The sequence below is a fragment of the Burkholderia sp. AU4i genome (assembly GCF_000466765.1).
In the GTDB taxonomy this organism is placed as follows: domain Bacteria; phylum Pseudomonadota; class Gammaproteobacteria; order Burkholderiales; family Burkholderiaceae; genus Burkholderia; species Burkholderia cepacia.
The window spans coordinates 35451-50607 of the sequence record NZ_ASSI01000009.1; the positions used below are offsets into that span (position 1 = coordinate 35451).

The window sequence follows — 15157 nt, forward strand, 5'->3', positions numbered from 1 at the left end:
TTCGTCTGATTAATTCGCGTAATTCGCCAAAATCGATTCAATGCATAAATGCAGGATCTTGAATACGAATATTTCTCGTTTCGCGCATTTTGATTGAATCGAAAAACCTGAACGCGCATTGCGCGCGTCAATCACGATGTCACGATGCATCGATCGGGCGCGCACATGGCGTGCGCGCCCCGACGATCACCGGAACACGTTCACCGCATCCACGAGACGCGTTGCCTGTTGCTTCAGGCTCTCCGATGCCGCCGTGCTCTGCTCGACCAGCGCCGCGTTCTGCTGCGTGATGTTGTCCAGGTGCACCACCGCCTGGTCGACCTGCGCAACCCCCGTGCTCTGCTCGGCCGTCGACGAGCTGATCTCCGCGATCAGATCCGACACGCGCTTCACCTGCGCGACGATGTCCTCCATCGTCTTGCCGGCCTCGTCCACGCGCCGCGCGCCCGACTCGACGCGCTCGACGCTCGCGCCGATCAGCGTCTTGATCTCCTTCGCCGCGTTCGCGCTGCGCTGCGCGAGCGCCCGCACCTCGCCGGCAACCACCGCGAAGCCGCGCCCCTGTTCGCCGGCGCGGGCCGCTTCCACGGCCGCGTTCAGCGCCAGGATGTTGGTCTGGAACGCGATGCCGTCGATCACGCCGATGATGTCCGAGATCTTTCGCGAGCTGGCGGTGATGTCGCTCATCGTCGCGACGACCTCGCCCACCGCCTGCCCGCCGCGCCCGGCCGCTTCGCTCGCCGACATCGCGAGCCGGTTCGCCTGCAGCGCGGTCTCCGCGTTGCTGTCGACGGTCGCCGTCATCTCGGCCATCGACGCAGCCGTCTCCTGCACGCTCGACGCCGCCTGCTCGGTGCGCGCGCTCAGGTCGTTGTTGCCCTGCGCGATCTCGTTGCTCGCGCGCTGCACGTTGTGCACCTGCTCGCTGACGTCGTCGACGAGCCAGCGGAACATCAGCCCGAGCTGGTTGATCGTGCGCAGCGTCATGCCGATCTCGTCGACGCGGTTCATCCGCACGCCGCGCCGGCTTTCGCCGGTCGCGACGTTCAGCGCCTGGTCGTGCAGCCGCTTCAGCGGACGCACGATCTGCGCATCGAGCCACAGGCCGGCCGCCGCCGCCACGCCGACCGCCACGCCGGCAAATGCCGCGAGGCCGCCACCGGCGAGCCCGCACGCCCAGCCCGCGCCGACGACCGCCGGCGCAAGCACGCACAGCGCCGAATGCACGCGCGCCCGCACCGACATCGTCTGCGACAGCGACGCGATACGCAGCAGCCCCGTGCGGATCACCAACCCCTTGTGGAACCGGCGCTGGCCGGCCTTGCCGTCGCGGAACGCGCGATACAGCGCATCGGCGGCCGCGCTCTCGTCGTGCGGCGCCTTCGTGCGCACCGACATGTAGCCCTGCGGCTCGCCGTTGCGCATCACGGGTATCGCGTTCGCGCGCACCCAGTAATGATCGCCGTTCTTGCGGCGGTTCTTCACGAGCGCGGTCCACGGTTCGCCGCGCTGGAGCGTCGCCCACATGTCGGCAAACGCCTCGCGCGGCATGTCCGGGTGGCGCACGACGTTGTGCGGCTGGCCGACGAGTTCCTCGGTCGTGAAGCCGCTCACCTGCGCGAACGTCGTGTTGGCGTAGGTGATGATGCTGTCTGCATCGGTCGTCGACATCAGCGTGACGTCGTCGGGAAAATCGAATTCCTGTTGGGTAACGGGCTGGTTATTACGCATGCAAGGCTCCGAAAGGCGGATCTGTCGTCCGCGTCGCGCTGAAATCACGCTCAGTAGCCGAAAAACGGTTTATCGCTTAACGACGGTCTTCATCTTACTGTCGGCATATCGGGGAAAAACCTTACCCTTTCCTCGCATAAAATATCCAATTCGCCCGCCGCCATGATTTCGATCAAATAATCCGGCAATAATCGCCGCGAGCGTTCATCCGGGTGTCACGCCACGCTGCGCGACGACGTCGCGCGGCAGACCAACGCCATCAGCCGTTGCGCGCGGCGAAACGATTCCGTTTATCCTGCTCCATTCAACCGGTATTCGAATTCGATGAAAAAGGCATTACACGAACTGAATCGGCTGTCCTGGAATAGCGCGACAGTCGCGCATAACAGCCACAAAGGCGATCAGGCCGCGTTTTTCCGCGCGGGCGGCTCGACGCTCTATCCGGAAGAACGCGAACTGCTCGGCGACGTCGGCGGGCTGCGGCTCCTGCACCTGCAGTGCAACGCGGGGCAGGACACGCTGAGCCTCGTGCGCGAGGGCGCGGATGTGACGGGCGTCGACATCTCCGACGAAGCGATCGCCTTCGCACGGCAACTGTCGGCCGACGCGGGCCTGCCCGCGCGTTTCGAGCGCGCCGACGTGCTCGACTGGATGCCCGAGGCCGCCGCGCGCGGCGAGCGCTTCGATCGCGTGTTCACGTCGTATGGCGCGATCTGCTGGCTGTCCGACCTGAACGCGTGGGCGCGCGGAATCGCCGCGCTGCTCGCGCCGGGCGGCCGTTTCGCGATGGTCGAGTTCCATCCGTTCGCGCTGTATTTCGACGAACAGTGGAAGCCGCACTATGACTATTTCAAAAGCGACGCGACCGAGGAACCGGCAGGCGTCGGCGATTACGTCGCCGTATCCGGCACGGGGCTCGGCGCGCAGCACGACCATCCTGGCGTCGTCGATTTCGCGAACCCGCATCCGAGCTACGAGTTCATGTGGGGCATCGGCGAGGTCGTGAACGCACTCGTGTCGGCGGGGCTCACCATCGACCGCCTGACCGAATATCCGTATTCGAACGGCTGGAAGGGCTTCGACGGCATGCGCGAGCTGGACGGCCGCCGGATGGTGCCGCCCGCTCACATGCCGAGCCTGCCGCTGATGTATGCGATCGCCGCACATCGGGAGGCCGCATGACGCGCCGCACCGCCGCCGAACGCGACGCGCTTTCCGCACGCCCGCTCACGCGCGACGAAGTGCCGCTCGTGTGGACCATCGACCGGCGCGAGATCATCGAGCACCTGTACGTGCTGCGCGACGGCGCGCTGCATCTCGTTCCCGAGTTCTACGACGTCGGCGGCTGGCCGGAAGGTGAAGCCGACCACTACACGCCGATCCTGATCGACTGCCACGATCGCGGCGGCTGGTGCCTCGGCATGTTCGACGGCGAACGGCTCGTCGCGGCGGTCGTCGTCGACAGCCGGCCGCTCGGCCCGCACGGCGACATGCTGCAATTGAAGTTCCTGCACGTGAGCCGCGACTGGCGCGGCTGCGGGCTCGGCGAGCAGCTCTACCGCGCGGCCCGCGAGCAGGCGCGCGCGATGGGCGCCGCACGCCTGTACGTGTCCGCGACGCCGTCGCAGCGCACGATCGACTTTTACCTGCGGCTCGGCTTCACGGTCAGCACATCGCCCGACCCGGCGCTTTACGCGCTCGAGCCGGAAGACATTCATCTGGAAAGGTCGGTGGCCTGACGCTCCGGCACGCGGATGAAGCGCGGGATGTCCCGCCTTGCCTCATCTGCCATCGGCCATCGCGCAATTACGGAGAGCAAAATTGCAGGACGAAGCACAGCGACCAACCATGCAGAAGATCCTCGTCAGCATGTGCGTGGTCGGCCATCCGGTGCGTTACAACGGCTCGGCCAAGACCGCCGCGCACGCGGCACTCGAACGGTGGCAGCGCGAAGGGCGTCTCGTGCCCGTCTGCCCCGAACTGGCCGGCGGCTTCAGCGTGCCGCGCCCGCCCGCCGAAATCGCCGGCGGCGCATCGGGTCAGCAGGTGCTGTCGGGCGCCGCGCGCATCGTCGACGTGAACGGCACGGACGTGACAGCACCGTTCGTCGCCGGCGCGCAAACCGCGCTGGCCCTCGCGCGCGCGCACGGTTGCCGCTTCGCTATCCTGGCCGACGGCAGTCCGTCGTGCGGCAGCACGTTCATCCATGACGGGAGTTTCGGGAACCGGCGGCACGCGGGCGCCGGTGTCACGGCGGCGTTGCTGCGCGAGCACGGGATCGAAGTGTTCGCGGACACCGAGATCGACGCGCTCGAGGCGCGTCTCAGGGAGCTGTCGCAGGCCGGTTAACGACGATGCGCGGCACGAGCATCCTCGTGCCGCGCATCGTTTCCAAAGCGGCGAATCAGTCGAGCGGCGAAGCGGCTCGTGGCCGCCGCTTCGCCACGAGACATGAAACGCGGGTCAGACGCGTTCGATCGCGATCGCGATGCCTTGACCGACGCCGATGCACATCGTGCACAGCGCGAAGCGGCCGTTCGTGCGATGCAGCTGGTACATCGCGGTCGTCACGAGACGCGCGCCCGATGCGCCGAGCGGATGGCCCAGTGCGATCGCGCCGCCGTTCGGGTTCACGCGGGGATCGTCGTCGGCGACGCCGAGCATGCGCAGCACCGCGAGACCTTGCGACGCAAACGCCTCGTTCAGCTCGATCACGTCGAACTGGTCGATCGTCATCCCGAGCCGGGCGAGCAGCTTCTGCGTGGCGGGCGCGGGACCGATGCCCATCACGCGCGGCGCGACGCCGGCCGTCGCGATGCCCAGCACGCGAGCGCGCGGCGTCAGGCCGAAGCGCTTTGCGGTTTCCTCGTTCGCGAGCAGCAGCGCGGCGGCACCGTCGTTGACGCCCGACGCGTTACCGGCCGTCACCGAGCCGTCCGGACGCACGACGCCCTTCAGCTTCGCAAGCGTTTCGAGCGACGTCTCACGCGGATGCTCGTCGCGCGACACGACCACCGGATCGCCCTTCTTCTGCGGAATCGTGACCGACACGATTTCCTCGGCGAGCGTGCCGTCCTGCTGCGCACGCGCGGCCTTCTGCTGGCTGCGCAGCGCGAACAGGTCCTGGTCGGCGCGGCTGACGTTGTAGTCGACCGCAACGTTCTCGGCCGTCTCCGGCATCGAATCGACGCCGTACAGCTGTTTCATCAACGGATTGACGAAGCGCCAGCCGATCGTCGTGTCGTGGATGTCGGCCTGGCGCGCGAATGCGCTCGCGGCCTTGCCCATCACGAACGGCGCGCGCGTCATGCTCTCGACGCCGCCCGCGACCATCAGCGCGGCCTCGCCGGACTTGATCGCACGGGCGGCCACGCCGACCGCATCCATCCCGGAGCCGCACAGGCGGTTGATCGTCGAACCCGGCACGCCCTGCGGCAGCCCCGCGAGCAGCGCGGACATGCGGGCGACGTTGCGGTTGTCCTCGCCGGCCTGGTTCGCGCAGCCGTAGATCACGTCGTCGATCGCCGTCCAGTCGACGTCGCGGTTGCGCTCCACGAGCGCCTTGAGCGGCACCGCGCCCAGATCGTCGGCGCGCACGCCGGACAGTGCACCGCCGTAACGCCCGATCGGCGTACGGATCGCATCACACAGAAAAGCTTCGGTCATCAGTGTCTCCGCTCCCAGGACAGGCTGGGGAATGAACAGGGCGCGCCCCTTGCATTGCCCGCCGGGATGCGCTTAAATGTTCTATATACGAACATAAGATCGTGTATCGAACGTTCAACGCATCATAGGGAGTGCGGGGACGACCTGTCAAGCGCCCGGCCCGCCGTACGGTTGGCGTGTCGGGCCCCGTGCGCTATCTTCTCGGCTGCACGATTTTCCAGGCGCTCATGACTACCGAAGACACTCAGACGAAACCCGGCGACTCCTACGTACAGTCGTTTGCACGCGGCCTCGCGGTGATCCGCGCGTTCGACGCGGCCCGTCCGGAGCAGACGCTCACCGAAGTTGCCTCGGCCACCGGGCTCACGCGCGCGGGCGCACGCCGGATCCTGCTCACGCTGCAGACGCTCGGCTACGTCGAGGCCGACGGCCGGCTGTTCCGGCTCACGCCGAAGATCCTCGAGCTCGGCTTCGCGTACCTCACGTCGATGCCGTTCTGGAATCTCGCCGATCCCGTGATGGAGCAACTGTCCGAGCAGATCCACGAAAGCTGCTCGGCGGCCGTGCTCGACCGCACCGAGATCGTCTACGTGCTGCGCGTGCCGACCCGCAAGATCATGACGATCAACCTGTCGATCGGCAGCCGGCTGCCCGCGTACTGCACGTCGATGGGCCGCGTGCTGCTGTCCGCGCTCGACGACGCCGCGCTCGACGAAACGCTCGCGCAAAGCGGCATCCGCGCGCATACGCCGCGCACGATCACCGACCTCGGCGAACTGAAGGCGGCGATCGCACAGGTGCGCCAGCAGGGCTGGGCCGTGGTCGACCAGGAGCTCGAAGTGGGCCTGATGTCGCTGTCCGCGCCGATTCGCAACCGGCGCGGGCAGATCATCGCGGCGATGAACATCAGCGGCAACGCGCAGCGGCATACCGCGAAGCAGATGGTGAAGGAGTTTCTCGAGCCGCTGCAACAGGCCGCGCAGACGGTGTCGGAGCTGGTGGCGCGGCGCGGGTGAGCGCCGCCCCGCGCGCGGGCACGGATACAAGCACGCCGCGCGGCGTGAAACGACGCGCGGCGCCCTGTGTCGGCCGGCGCGACGGCGTTGTCCAGGACAGCCGCCTGCTCGCAGGCGTACCGGCGCGCCGGCGGCGTGCCGTGCTTCAGCCGTTGCCGGCGAATGCGTCGCCCATCGGCTTCATCCGGATGCCCGGGGCCAGCCGGGTCCAGGGCAACTCGGCCGGATCGGCCGTCATCGGGCCCGGCGCCGTGGCAACGAGCACCGCCTCGGCGATCCCCTGGAAATCGGCGCGAAAGTGCACCGAGCTCTTGTTGACGAGGATACGCATCGCTTCCGGCTCGACGCCGCCCACGCGATAGAGATTGCGGTCGAGCATCTGCGCCTTGCCGCTGCTCACCACGATCAGCACACCATCGATCCGCAGGCAGGCGACGGGGCCGATATCCGCGCGCATGCCGTTCATCATCGGGCCGTCGTACCGGCATACGCCGTCGGACAACTTCACGACCTCGAAACGCGCGTGGACCGGCTCGTCGCCGGGCACGCCGGAAACACCGCCGAGCGCCAGCTCGACGAACGCCCCGACCCCGGCGCGATGAGCCGCCGCCGCGGCAGCGGGGTCCCAGATCAGGCCGATCGCCGCCTCTCTCGCGCCATTGCGCAGCAATGCCCGCAGCATGCCCGTCGTGTTCGAGTCGCCGCCCGCGCCGGGGTTGTCCTGCGTATCGGCGATGACGACCGGCTTGTCGGCCCCGTCGGCAAGCCGCATCGCTTCGCGCACGGCGGCGTCGGGCGACAGGAACGGCACCTGCCACGCGGCCTCGTCCGCCAGCATCCTGTCGTAGAGTGCCTGCACGGCGGCCTCGGCCGACGCGGCGTCGTCGCCGTAACCCCAGATGACCGGGCCGCATTCGGGAAAATCGGCCGCCGGAAAACCCGGCGCGAACGACAGCGACGCCACGGCCCCGGTTTCCAGCGCCGCGAGCTCCGCATACATGCCGCGCGCAGGCTCGAGCAGCGTGCACATGCCGTTGATCGGGATCAGGAACGGCAGCCGCCGCACTGCGCGATGCAGCGGGCGGCTACCCGCCGCCCGCGAGACGAGCAGGCGCTCGAGCAGCACGGCCGCGCGTTCGCCGGTCTCGGCCATGTCGACATGCGGATAGGTGCGGAAGGCGACCAGCGCGTCGGCCTCGTGCAGCATCTTCGCTGTCACGTTGGCATGCAGGTCGAGCGACGCGACCACCGGCACGGCCGGGCCGACCACGGCGCGCACGCGCTCCAGCAACGTGCCTTCGCCGTCGTCGGTATGCTCGGCGACCATCGCGCCGTGCAGGTCGAGGTACACCGCGTCGTAGCCTCCGCTGCGAACCGCCGCGAGGATTTCGCCGGCAATGCGCTCGAACGCATCCTCGGTCACGTGGGCCGACGGGCTCGCGCCCGCCCAGATGACCGGCAGCAGGCTCCAGCCGCGTCGTTCCGCCGCGACGATGAATCCGCCCGCGGGAATGTTGACGTCGCGCAGGGCAAGCACGTCGTCGCCCCGCACCATGGCCGGGAAGCCCTCGCCGCGCTCGAAGTTTGCGTAAGCGGCTTTCGACGGCGCAAACGTATTGGTTTCATGCTGAAAGCCGGCAATCAAGATCCGCGTGTTCAAAAACGTGTCTCCGGAAACAGGTAGTCAAGGCACGGGCCGCGCCACGCCGCGACGGAGGTCGCGAGCGCCCGCGGGCCCGCGATATCACGCCGTCGCCAACGCGTCGTGCGGCGCGGGCAGCCGGTTCGCCACGAGCACCGCGGCGCCCGCGACCAGCAGCGCGACCATGACCAGCAGGCCGGCTGCCATGCTGCCCGTCGCCGAGTGGATCGCGCCGATGATGGTCGGGCTCAGGAAGCCGCCGATCAGGCCGATCGTATTGATCAGCGCGATGCCGCCCGCGGCCGCGTCGCCCTTCAGGTATTGCGACGGAATCGCCCAGAACACCGTGTACGCGGCCCAGATCATCGACGTGGCGATCGTCATGCCGACCAGCGAGACGACGAGATTGCCGTTGGCCGTCGTCGCCACGGCCAGCGCGATCGCGCCGATCAGGGCCGGCACGGCACTGTGGAAACGGCGTTCGCCGCGGCGGTCCGACCGGCGGCCGATGACGATCATCGCGATCGCGGCGCAGACGTACGGGATCATCGAGTACAGCCCGATCTGCATCGTGTCGGTCACGCCGTCGGCCTTGAGGATCGACGGCAGCCAGAAACTCACCGCGTAGATTCCGCAGATGATCGTGAAGTACGCGAACGCCAGCAGGTACACGCGCGGGTCGCGCAACACCTGTCCGAACGAGTGATGACCGGCGCCGGGTGCGTGCAGTTCGGCGGCGAGCAACCGCTTCTCGTCGCCGGTCAGCCAGGCTGCGTCGGCCGGCCGGTCGGACAGGACCTTGAGTGCGAGCGCGCCGAGCAGCACGCACGGCAGGCCTTCGACGATGAACATCCACTGCCAGCCGGCCAGGCCGTGGGCACCGGACAGCCCGGTCATCAGCCACGCCGACAGCGGCGAGCCGAAGGCGCCGCCGATCGGGCCCGCGAGCATCACGACCGCCATCACGCCCGCCATGCGGCGCTGGCCATACCAGTAGGTCAGGTAAAAGATCATCCCCGGCGCGAAACCGGCCTCGAACACGCCGAGCAGGAAGCGCATCCCGTAGAAGGTGGTCTCGTCGTGGACGAACATCATGCCCGCCGAGGTCAGGCCCCACAGCACCATGATCCGGCTGATGGTCTTGCGTGCGCCGATCCGCGGCAGCAGCAGGTTGCTCGGGATCTCGAACAGCACATAGCCGAGAAAGAAGATGCCCGCGCCCAGCCCGTACACCGCATCGGAGATCCCCAGGTCGCTCTGCATCGAGAGCTTGGCGAACCCGATATTCACGCGATCGAGATAGGCGAACGTGTAGCAGAGCAGCAGAAACGGCAGCAGGCGCCAGTTCAGCTTGCGATACAGGGCCTGATGCGCCGGGCTGTCGGGCGCGACCGGGTCTTGAGGGGATGGAATGGCGGACATGCGCTCTCCTTTAGGGCGTATTGCTTCGAATCCCGCATCGATGATCGACTCTGTTCGAATCGTCGAGGAGCCGAAAAAGCAGCGCAATAGCAACCTAAGCGAGTTATCGTTGCTCAACGAGCAACACTTCCACGGCAAACGGACCGACACCATGCGCGAACTGAACCAGCGCCGCCTGCGCTATTTCCATGAAGTCCTGACGCACGGCTCGATCCGCGGCGCGGCCGACAGCATCAACACGTCGCCGTCCGTCATCACGCGGCAGATCCGGCTGCTCGAGGAAGAAATCGGGGCGCCGCTGTTCGAGCGCCAGCCGCGCGGCGTCCGGCCGACCGAAGCCGCGGCGCACCTGCTCGAATACTGGCGCGGCTGCCGCTCCCAGCAGGAACTGTTCGAAGACCGCCTGCAGGCGCTGCACGGCCTGCAACACGGCCAGATCCGCATCGCCACCAGCGAAGGCTATATCGACTGCCTGATGGACGAGGTGCTCACCGACTTTTGCGCGCGCTATCCGAAGCTCGACGTCACCGTCGATATCCTTCCGGTCAGCACCTTGCTGCAGGAAGTCGCCGAGAGCCGCGCGCATATCGGCCTCGCCTACAATCCCCCGGCGCATCCGGACATCGAGTACGTCGCCACCGCGCCGCAGCCGGTGGTGGCGCTCGTGCATCCCGGGCACCCGCTCGCCGTGCGGGGCCGGCCCGTCGCGGTACACGAACTCGCCGGGTATCCGCTTGCGTTGATGCCGCCGGCGTTCGGTCTCGGGCAGGCCGTGCAGATGCTCGCCTATGCGGAAAACATCCAGCTCCACCCGACGCTGACCACCAATTCGCTGGCCGTGCTGCGCCACTTCGTCAGGCGCAACGACGGCGTCACGCTGCTCGCCGCGTTCGCGGCCTATCAGGAACTGGAGGCGGGAGAACTCGTCGCCGTTCCCGTCGCCCATCCGCTGCTCGAGGCAGCCAACGCGCGGCTGCTGGTCAAGGCCGGACGCACGCTCGGGGTGGCAGCCGATACGCTGCTGCGCGGCATCCTTCGGGACATGAAGATGTTTTCGGACGCGGGCGGCCGCAACCGCGGGACAACGGCGCGCGGCAAGTCAGGCAAGCGTGCTGCCGTGCGTCGCGGCGGGCCGTGAACGGCCCGGCTGACGATGCGGCCTGCGTCCGCCGACCCGGTGCAGGCCAGGATCGAGCGCCCAGCGATTATCTGAGGAAACCGAAGTTTCTCGACGATTTCGTACAGGTCGGGTTCGTCGCGCGCGACGCGCGCCGCTCGTCACGCGCCGAGCAACATCCCCTTGCGCACCGGCACGGCACCCGTCACGCGGCCGAGCGGCGCGCCGGCCGTGACGAAACGAATCGCGCGGCGCATGTAGAACACGCCGTCGGTCCCGCTCGAGATCGTCGTGATCGCGTCGGTCAGCGGATCGACGATGTCGAACAGCGGATCGCCGGCGCGGATCGTCGCGCCGATCGCCGCGCGGTGCACGAGGATCCCGCTCACCGGCGCGTAGAACTGCTCGCTGCCCGCGAGCGGCGTGGCCGGCGCGGCGAGCGGCGGCAGCGGCACGCGTTCGCCGCGTACCGCGCCGCGCCACACGAGATAGGCGACGAGCGCATCGGCATCGCGCTCCGCATGGTCGTACGTGACGTCGCGCTGCCCCCGGCACTCGACCGTCACGGCCACGGTGCCGGCCGCCATCGGCGTGCCGGCCGGTAAGTGCTGCCGCAACTGCGACCACAGCAGATGATGCGCATCGTCGAACGCGTGCCCGCCCGAATCCTCGGCGAGCAGCGACACCTGCGCGCCGAGATAGCGCGCAAGCGGCTCGACTTGCGGCCACGCGGTATCGCTCGTGTACACGTGCATCACCGCTTCGAGCGAACAATGCAGGTCGATCACGACCTCGGCATCGAACGACAGCTTCAGCAGCGCCAGCTGAAGCGCATCGAATTCCGTACGCGGTGCGATATCGTCGAGCGCCGCGCCGACACATTCGCGCACGATCGCGCGATTGCGTTCGCCGTCGTCGCCGAGCCGGTCGCGCGCACGCGCGGCGATGTCCGCGAGCGGCAGGAAGCCGCGATTGAAGTTGCGGCCGCTCGCAAGATCGAAACGGCCGATGAACTGCCCGAGCAGATGATGATTGAGGCCGACCGGGTTCGCGACCGGCACGAGCACGATCTCGGCCGCGAGCCGGCCTTCGGCGTCGAGCTGCGCGAGACGCTGCTTCAGCACGAACGCCGCGAGCATTGCGGGCGTCTCGTCCGCGTGCAGCGCGGCCTGCAGGTAAATCTTGCGGCCGGTGCCGGCCGGCCCGAAATGAAAGCTCGTCAGCGTGCGCTGCGTGCCGATCGACGGCGACAGGAGTGGCGTGGTGCGAATCTGCATCGAGGGTCTCGAACGGATGAAAACGGCGCCGCGGGTGCAACGGCGCGGTGGCTCGGCGTTCAGTCGCCGTACGGGTTGAAGTCGAAATACTGCTTCGCGATCCGGTCGTACGTGCCGTCCTTCAGCATCGACGCGATCCCGCCGTCGATCGACGCCTTGAGCGCCGTATCCGACTGCCGCATGCCGATGCCGACGCCGCGATCGCCCATGTCGAGCGGCGCGCCGACGAACGCGAAGCCCTTGCCGCGCGGCTGGCGCAGGAAGCCGTAGTCGGCTTCCACGGTGCCGAGCAGCGCCGCATCGAGGCGGCCGTTGACGAGATCGGCGAACACGTCGTCCTGGCTCTTGTACGGCACCACGCTCACGCCGGCCGTCGCCCAGTGCGCGAGCGCCCACGATTCGAACTGCGTGCCCGACTGCACGCCGACACGCTTGCCGGCCAGCGACGCGGTCGTGCCGCCGAGGCCGCTCCCGGGCCGCGCGACGAGCCGCGACTTGAAGCGGAACAGCTTCGACGAGAACAGGATCTGCTTCTCGCGCTTTTCGGTGATCGCCATCGACGACAGGATCGCGTCGATCTTGCGCGCCTGCAGCGCGGGAATCATCCCGGAGAATTCAAGCTCGACCCACTGGCAGTGCAACTGCGCGCGGCGGCAGATCTCGTTGCCGAGATCGACGTCGAAGCCCTTCAGGCTGCCGTCGGGCGCTTTCGCATCCATCGGCGGATAGGTCGGATCGATGCCGAGGCGCACGACGTGCGCGTCGAGTGCAAACGCGGACGTGGCAGCCCAGCCAAGGCACAGAGAAACGAGCGGGACGAGGATACGTTTCATGGTCGACGGAGGACAGGAAGGAACGCAAACGGCATCAGCCGGACTGCCTGCGATCGTAGGCGGCACGGGCCGCCGCCGGAACCATCGACTGCCTTATCATGATCGGTATTTCCGATCACCGGCCCCGCGCGTGCCCATGGCGTTCACGCTCTCCCAGCTCCGCATCTTCCAGGCCGTCGTCGAGCACGGCAGCCTGCGCGCCGCCGCACGCGCGCTCGATCTCGCGCAGAGCGGCGTCACGCAGCAGCTGCAGAGCCTCGAGGCGACGCTCGGCGCGACGCTGTTCACGCGCACCAATCGCGGGATCGTGCCGACCGCCGTCGGCCAGCGGCTGCTCGCGCGCTCCGGTTCGATCCTCGGCGAATGCGAGCAGGTCGAGCGGGAGATCCGGCAGTTGAGCGGCGCGTACGAAGGCACCGTCACGCTCGGCCTCGTGGCCGAACCGCTGATCGACGCGTTCGCGCCGGTGCTCAGCGCGTTCCGCGCGCGCTTCGACAACGTCGACGTGCACCTGCGCACCGGCACGTCGCGGATGATGATCGGCTGGCTGCGCGAAAGCGCGGTGGATTTCGCGATCGCGCTGGTCGCGAAGCAGACCGACACGACCGATCTCGCGGTCACGCCGTTGCGTGCTTCAGCGCCGGTGGTCGTGTGCCGCAACGGGCATCCGGCGATGCACGCAAAATCGCTCGCCGAACTGGCCGGTTACGGGTGGGTGTCCACGCGCTCGCCGAACCTGAGCGCCGACCCGGTCGTGAACCGGCTGCTCGCGTACTTCGACGCGCACGGCCAGCCGCCGCCGAGGATTCTCGCGACCGTCGAAGGGATGTTCGAGACGCTGCAGATCGTCACGCAGACCGATTCCCTCGCGCTCGAAACCGAAGCCATCACGCGGCACGGGCCGTTCGCCGGCGCGCTCGCGAAGGTGCCCGTGCGCGAGCAGGCCGAATCGCAGGACATCTGCCTGCTGCAGCGCGCGGCCGTGCCGCTGACGCCGGCCGCGCAGGAACTCGCGACGATGCTCGCGTCGTACCTGCGGATGGTGCGCGGGCGGTAAGCGCGTACTGCAGCCCGCCGCCCGCCTTGCCGTGCCGCGCGTCAGTCCAGCGACTCCCGCGCCGTCTCGCGCAGCATCGCGACCGCGATCAGCGACAGCACCACGCACGCGGCCACGTAGCCGGCCGGCGCGAGCTTGCTGCCGGTCGTCTTCACGAGCCAGGTCGCGATCAGCTGCGCGGTGCCGCCGAAGATCGTCACCGCGAGCGCATACGCGATCGAGATGCCGGTCGCGCGCACGTGGCGCGGCAGCGACTCGCACATCAGCGCCATTTCCGATGCCGAACCGAGCGAATAGAACAGCAGCATCAGCGCGGTCAGCGGCAGGATCACCGACAGCGTCGGGTGATGGTTCATCAGCCAGAACGCCGGGAACAGCAACAGGACCAGCACGCCGCGGCCGACGAAGATCGGCAGGCGGCGGCTGCCGAGCCGGTCCGACAGCCAGCCGAACAGCGGGCACGTGACCAGCATCACGCAGCCCGACGCGACGCCGACGAACATCGACAGCTTCATCGGCAGCCCGAGCGTGTGGATCGCATAGGTCGGCATGTAGAACGTCAGGATGTAGGTCGACACCGTGCCGCCCATCACCGTGAGCATCAGCAGCAGCACCGTGCGCGTGTGCTTCGAGAACAGCTCGTGCAGCACGCCGCGCTCGATGCCATGATGGCGGTCGCCGGGCGCATCGTCCGCGAGCCGGCGGCGCAGGTACATGCCGACCGGCGCGATCAGCACGCCGACGAGGAACGGCAGCCGCCAGCCCCAGCTTTCGAGCGTGTCCTTCGTCATCGTGTTCGACAGCAGCGCCGCGAAACCCGAGCCCATCAGCGCGGCGCCGCCCTGCGTCGCGAGCTGCCAGCTCGCGCGGAACGCGCGACGCGACGTGCCGCCCTGTTCGAGCAGCGTCGTCGTCGCCGCGCCGAATTCGCCGCCCTGCGAGAAGCCCTGCAGCAAGCGCGCGAACACGACGAGCAACGGCGCGGCCACGCCGACCTGCGCATAGGTCGGCGCGATCGCGATCAGGCCGGTGCCGAGCGCCATCAGCATGATCGTCAGGTTCAGCGCGGCCTTGCGCCCCTTGCGGTCCGCGTAGACGCCGAGCACGACGCTGCCGAGCGGCCGCGTGAAGAAGCCTGCGGCGAACGTCGCCACCGACAGCAGCAGCGACGTGGTCGGGTCGCTCGATGGGAAGAACAGCTTGCCGATCAGCACCGCGAAGAAGCCGTACACGGTGAAGTCGAAGAATTCCAGCCAGTTGCCGATCACGGCCGCCGCGATCGCACCGCGCCGCGTGACGGCAGGCGCGCCCGGCACGCCGGCTTCGGCCACGCCCGTCGGCGCGGGGTGCAGCGCGAGATGGTCTTTCTGCATCGCTATCCTCTCCTGTCAATGCG

At 68.2% G+C, this 15157-nt stretch carries 13 protein-coding genes; 6 read left to right on the forward strand and 7 right to left on the reverse strand.

What is annotated here, in order from left to right:
* Positions 1-186: 186 nt before the first annotated feature.
* Positions 187-1731: a methyl-accepting chemotaxis protein gene (locus L810_RS00745; RefSeq protein WP_021156420.1), complete on the reverse strand. Its 1545-nt coding sequence runs from the start codon at positions 1729-1731 to the stop codon at positions 187-189.
* A gap of 324 nt (positions 1732-2055) precedes the next feature.
* On the opposite strand from L810_RS00745, the gene L810_RS00750 reads away from it, so the two are divergent.
* The 3 genes from L810_RS00750 to L810_RS00760 all read left to right on the forward strand — a co-directional run bounded on the left by L810_RS00750 (position 2056) and on the right by L810_RS00760 (position 4080).
* On the forward strand, positions 2056-2913 hold the full coding sequence (locus L810_RS00750) for a class I SAM-dependent methyltransferase (protein WP_021156421.1): 858 nt from the start codon (positions 2056-2058) through the stop codon (positions 2911-2913).
* Positions 2910-3470, forward strand: a complete 561-nt coding sequence (locus tag L810_RS00755; RefSeq protein WP_021156422.1) for a GNAT family N-acetyltransferase — start codon at positions 2910-2912, stop codon at positions 3468-3470. The genes L810_RS00750 and L810_RS00755 overlap by 4 nt, the downstream gene beginning before the upstream one ends.
* Positions 3471-3579: 109 nt before the next feature.
* The gene (locus L810_RS00760; RefSeq protein WP_042972719.1) at positions 3580-4080 is read left to right on the forward strand and encodes a DUF523 domain-containing protein; all 501 of its coding nucleotides are present in this window, start codon (positions 3580-3582) and stop codon (positions 4078-4080) included.
* 114 nt (positions 4081-4194) lie between these two features.
* Here L810_RS00760 and pcaF read toward each other — a convergent pair whose 3' ends face one another.
* Positions 4195-5397 carry a 3-oxoadipyl-CoA thiolase gene (gene pcaF, locus L810_RS00765; RefSeq protein ID WP_021156424.1) on the reverse strand — a complete coding sequence of 401 codons (1203 nt, stop codon included), beginning with the start codon at positions 5395-5397 and terminating at the stop codon, positions 4195-4197.
* A 227-nt stretch (positions 5398-5624) separates the two neighbouring features.
* Here pcaF and L810_RS00770 point away from each other — a divergent pair, with 227 nt between their 5' ends.
* Entirely contained in the window at positions 5625-6413 is a 789-nt protein-coding gene (locus L810_RS00770; protein WP_021156426.1) for an IclR family transcriptional regulator, read from the forward strand.
* 145 nt (positions 6414-6558) lie between these two features.
* Here L810_RS00770 and L810_RS00775 read toward each other — a convergent pair whose 3' ends face one another.
* A complete protein-coding gene (locus L810_RS00775) occupies positions 6559-8073 on the reverse strand; it encodes a M81 family metallopeptidase (protein WP_021156427.1) in 1515 nt (504 codons plus the stop codon).
* Positions 8074-8157: 84 nt separating this feature from the next.
* Positions 8158-9477 carry an MFS transporter gene (locus L810_RS00780; RefSeq protein ID WP_021156428.1) on the reverse strand — a complete coding sequence of 440 codons (1320 nt, stop codon included), beginning with the start codon at positions 9475-9477 and terminating at the stop codon, positions 8158-8160.
* Positions 9478-9628: 151 nt separating this feature from the next.
* Between L810_RS00780 and L810_RS00785 the strand changes: the two genes are divergently transcribed.
* Positions 9629-10615 carry a LysR family transcriptional regulator gene (locus L810_RS00785; RefSeq protein WP_042972733.1) on the forward strand — a complete coding sequence of 329 codons (987 nt, stop codon included), beginning with the start codon at positions 9629-9631 and terminating at the stop codon, positions 10613-10615.
* Positions 10616-10755: 140 nt separating this feature from the next.
* Here L810_RS00785 and L810_RS00790 read toward each other — a convergent pair whose 3' ends face one another.
* Together L810_RS00790 and L810_RS00795 are read right to left on the reverse strand one after the other, a co-directional pair.
* Positions 10756-11871 carry a succinylglutamate desuccinylase/aspartoacylase family protein gene (locus L810_RS00790; protein ID WP_021156432.1) on the reverse strand — a complete coding sequence of 372 codons (1116 nt, stop codon included), beginning with the start codon at positions 11869-11871 and terminating at the stop codon, positions 10756-10758.
* Between the two features lie 59 nt (positions 11872-11930).
* Positions 11931-12704 (reverse strand): transporter substrate-binding domain-containing protein, encoded by a 774-nt coding sequence (locus tag L810_RS00795; protein ID WP_021156433.1) that lies wholly within the window; start codon positions 12702-12704, stop codon positions 11931-11933.
* Between the two features lie 136 nt (positions 12705-12840).
* On the opposite strand from L810_RS00795, the gene L810_RS00800 reads away from it, so the two are divergent.
* Positions 12841-13761, forward strand: coding sequence for a LysR family transcriptional regulator (locus tag L810_RS00800; protein WP_021156434.1), 921 nt, complete (start codon positions 12841-12843; stop codon positions 13759-13761).
* 41 nt (positions 13762-13802) lie between these two features.
* On the opposite strand, the gene L810_RS00805 is transcribed toward L810_RS00800, so the two are convergent.
* Entirely contained in the window at positions 13803-15134 is a 1332-nt protein-coding gene (locus L810_RS00805; RefSeq protein WP_021156435.1) for an MFS transporter, read from the reverse strand.
* Between the last annotated feature and the right edge of the window lie 23 nt (positions 15135-15157).

Excerpts from the sequence above, each read along its gene's own strand:
- L810_RS00800 (WP_021156434.1), top strand. The coding sequence starts at position 12,841 with ATGGCGTTCACGCTCTCCCAGCTCCGCATCTTCCAGGCCGTCGTCGAG.
- L810_RS00805 (WP_021156435.1), bottom strand. The coding sequence starts at position 15,134 with ATGCAGAAAGACCATCTCGCGCTGCACCCCGCGCCGACGGGCGTGGCC.
- L810_RS00755 (WP_021156422.1), top strand. The coding sequence starts at position 2,910 with ATGACGCGCCGCACCGCCGCCGAACGCGACGCGCTTTCCGCACGCCCG.
- L810_RS00785 (WP_042972733.1), top strand. The coding sequence starts at position 9,629 with ATGCGCGAACTGAACCAGCGCCGCCTGCGCTATTTCCATGAAGTCCTG.
- L810_RS00750 (WP_021156421.1), top strand. The coding sequence starts at position 2,056 with ATGAAAAAGGCATTACACGAACTGAATCGGCTGTCCTGGAATAGCGCG.
- L810_RS00780 (WP_021156428.1), bottom strand. The coding sequence starts at position 9,477 with ATGTCCGCCATTCCATCCCCTCAAGACCCGGTCGCGCCCGACAGCCCG.
- L810_RS00760 (WP_042972719.1), top strand. The coding sequence starts at position 3,580 with ATGCAGAAGATCCTCGTCAGCATGTGCGTGGTCGGCCATCCGGTGCGT.
- L810_RS00790 (WP_021156432.1), bottom strand. The coding sequence starts at position 11,871 with ATGCAGATTCGCACCACGCCACTCCTGTCGCCGTCGATCGGCACGCAG.
- L810_RS00770 (WP_021156426.1), top strand. The coding sequence starts at position 5,625 with ATGACTACCGAAGACACTCAGACGAAACCCGGCGACTCCTACGTACAG.
- L810_RS00795 (WP_021156433.1), bottom strand. The coding sequence starts at position 12,704 with ATGAAACGTATCCTCGTCCCGCTCGTTTCTCTGTGCCTTGGCTGGGCT.
- pcaF (WP_021156424.1), bottom strand. The coding sequence starts at position 5,397 with ATGACCGAAGCTTTTCTGTGTGATGCGATCCGTACGCCGATCGGGCGT.
- L810_RS00745 (WP_021156420.1), bottom strand. The coding sequence starts at position 1,731 with ATGCGTAATAACCAGCCCGTTACCCAACAGGAATTCGATTTTCCCGAC.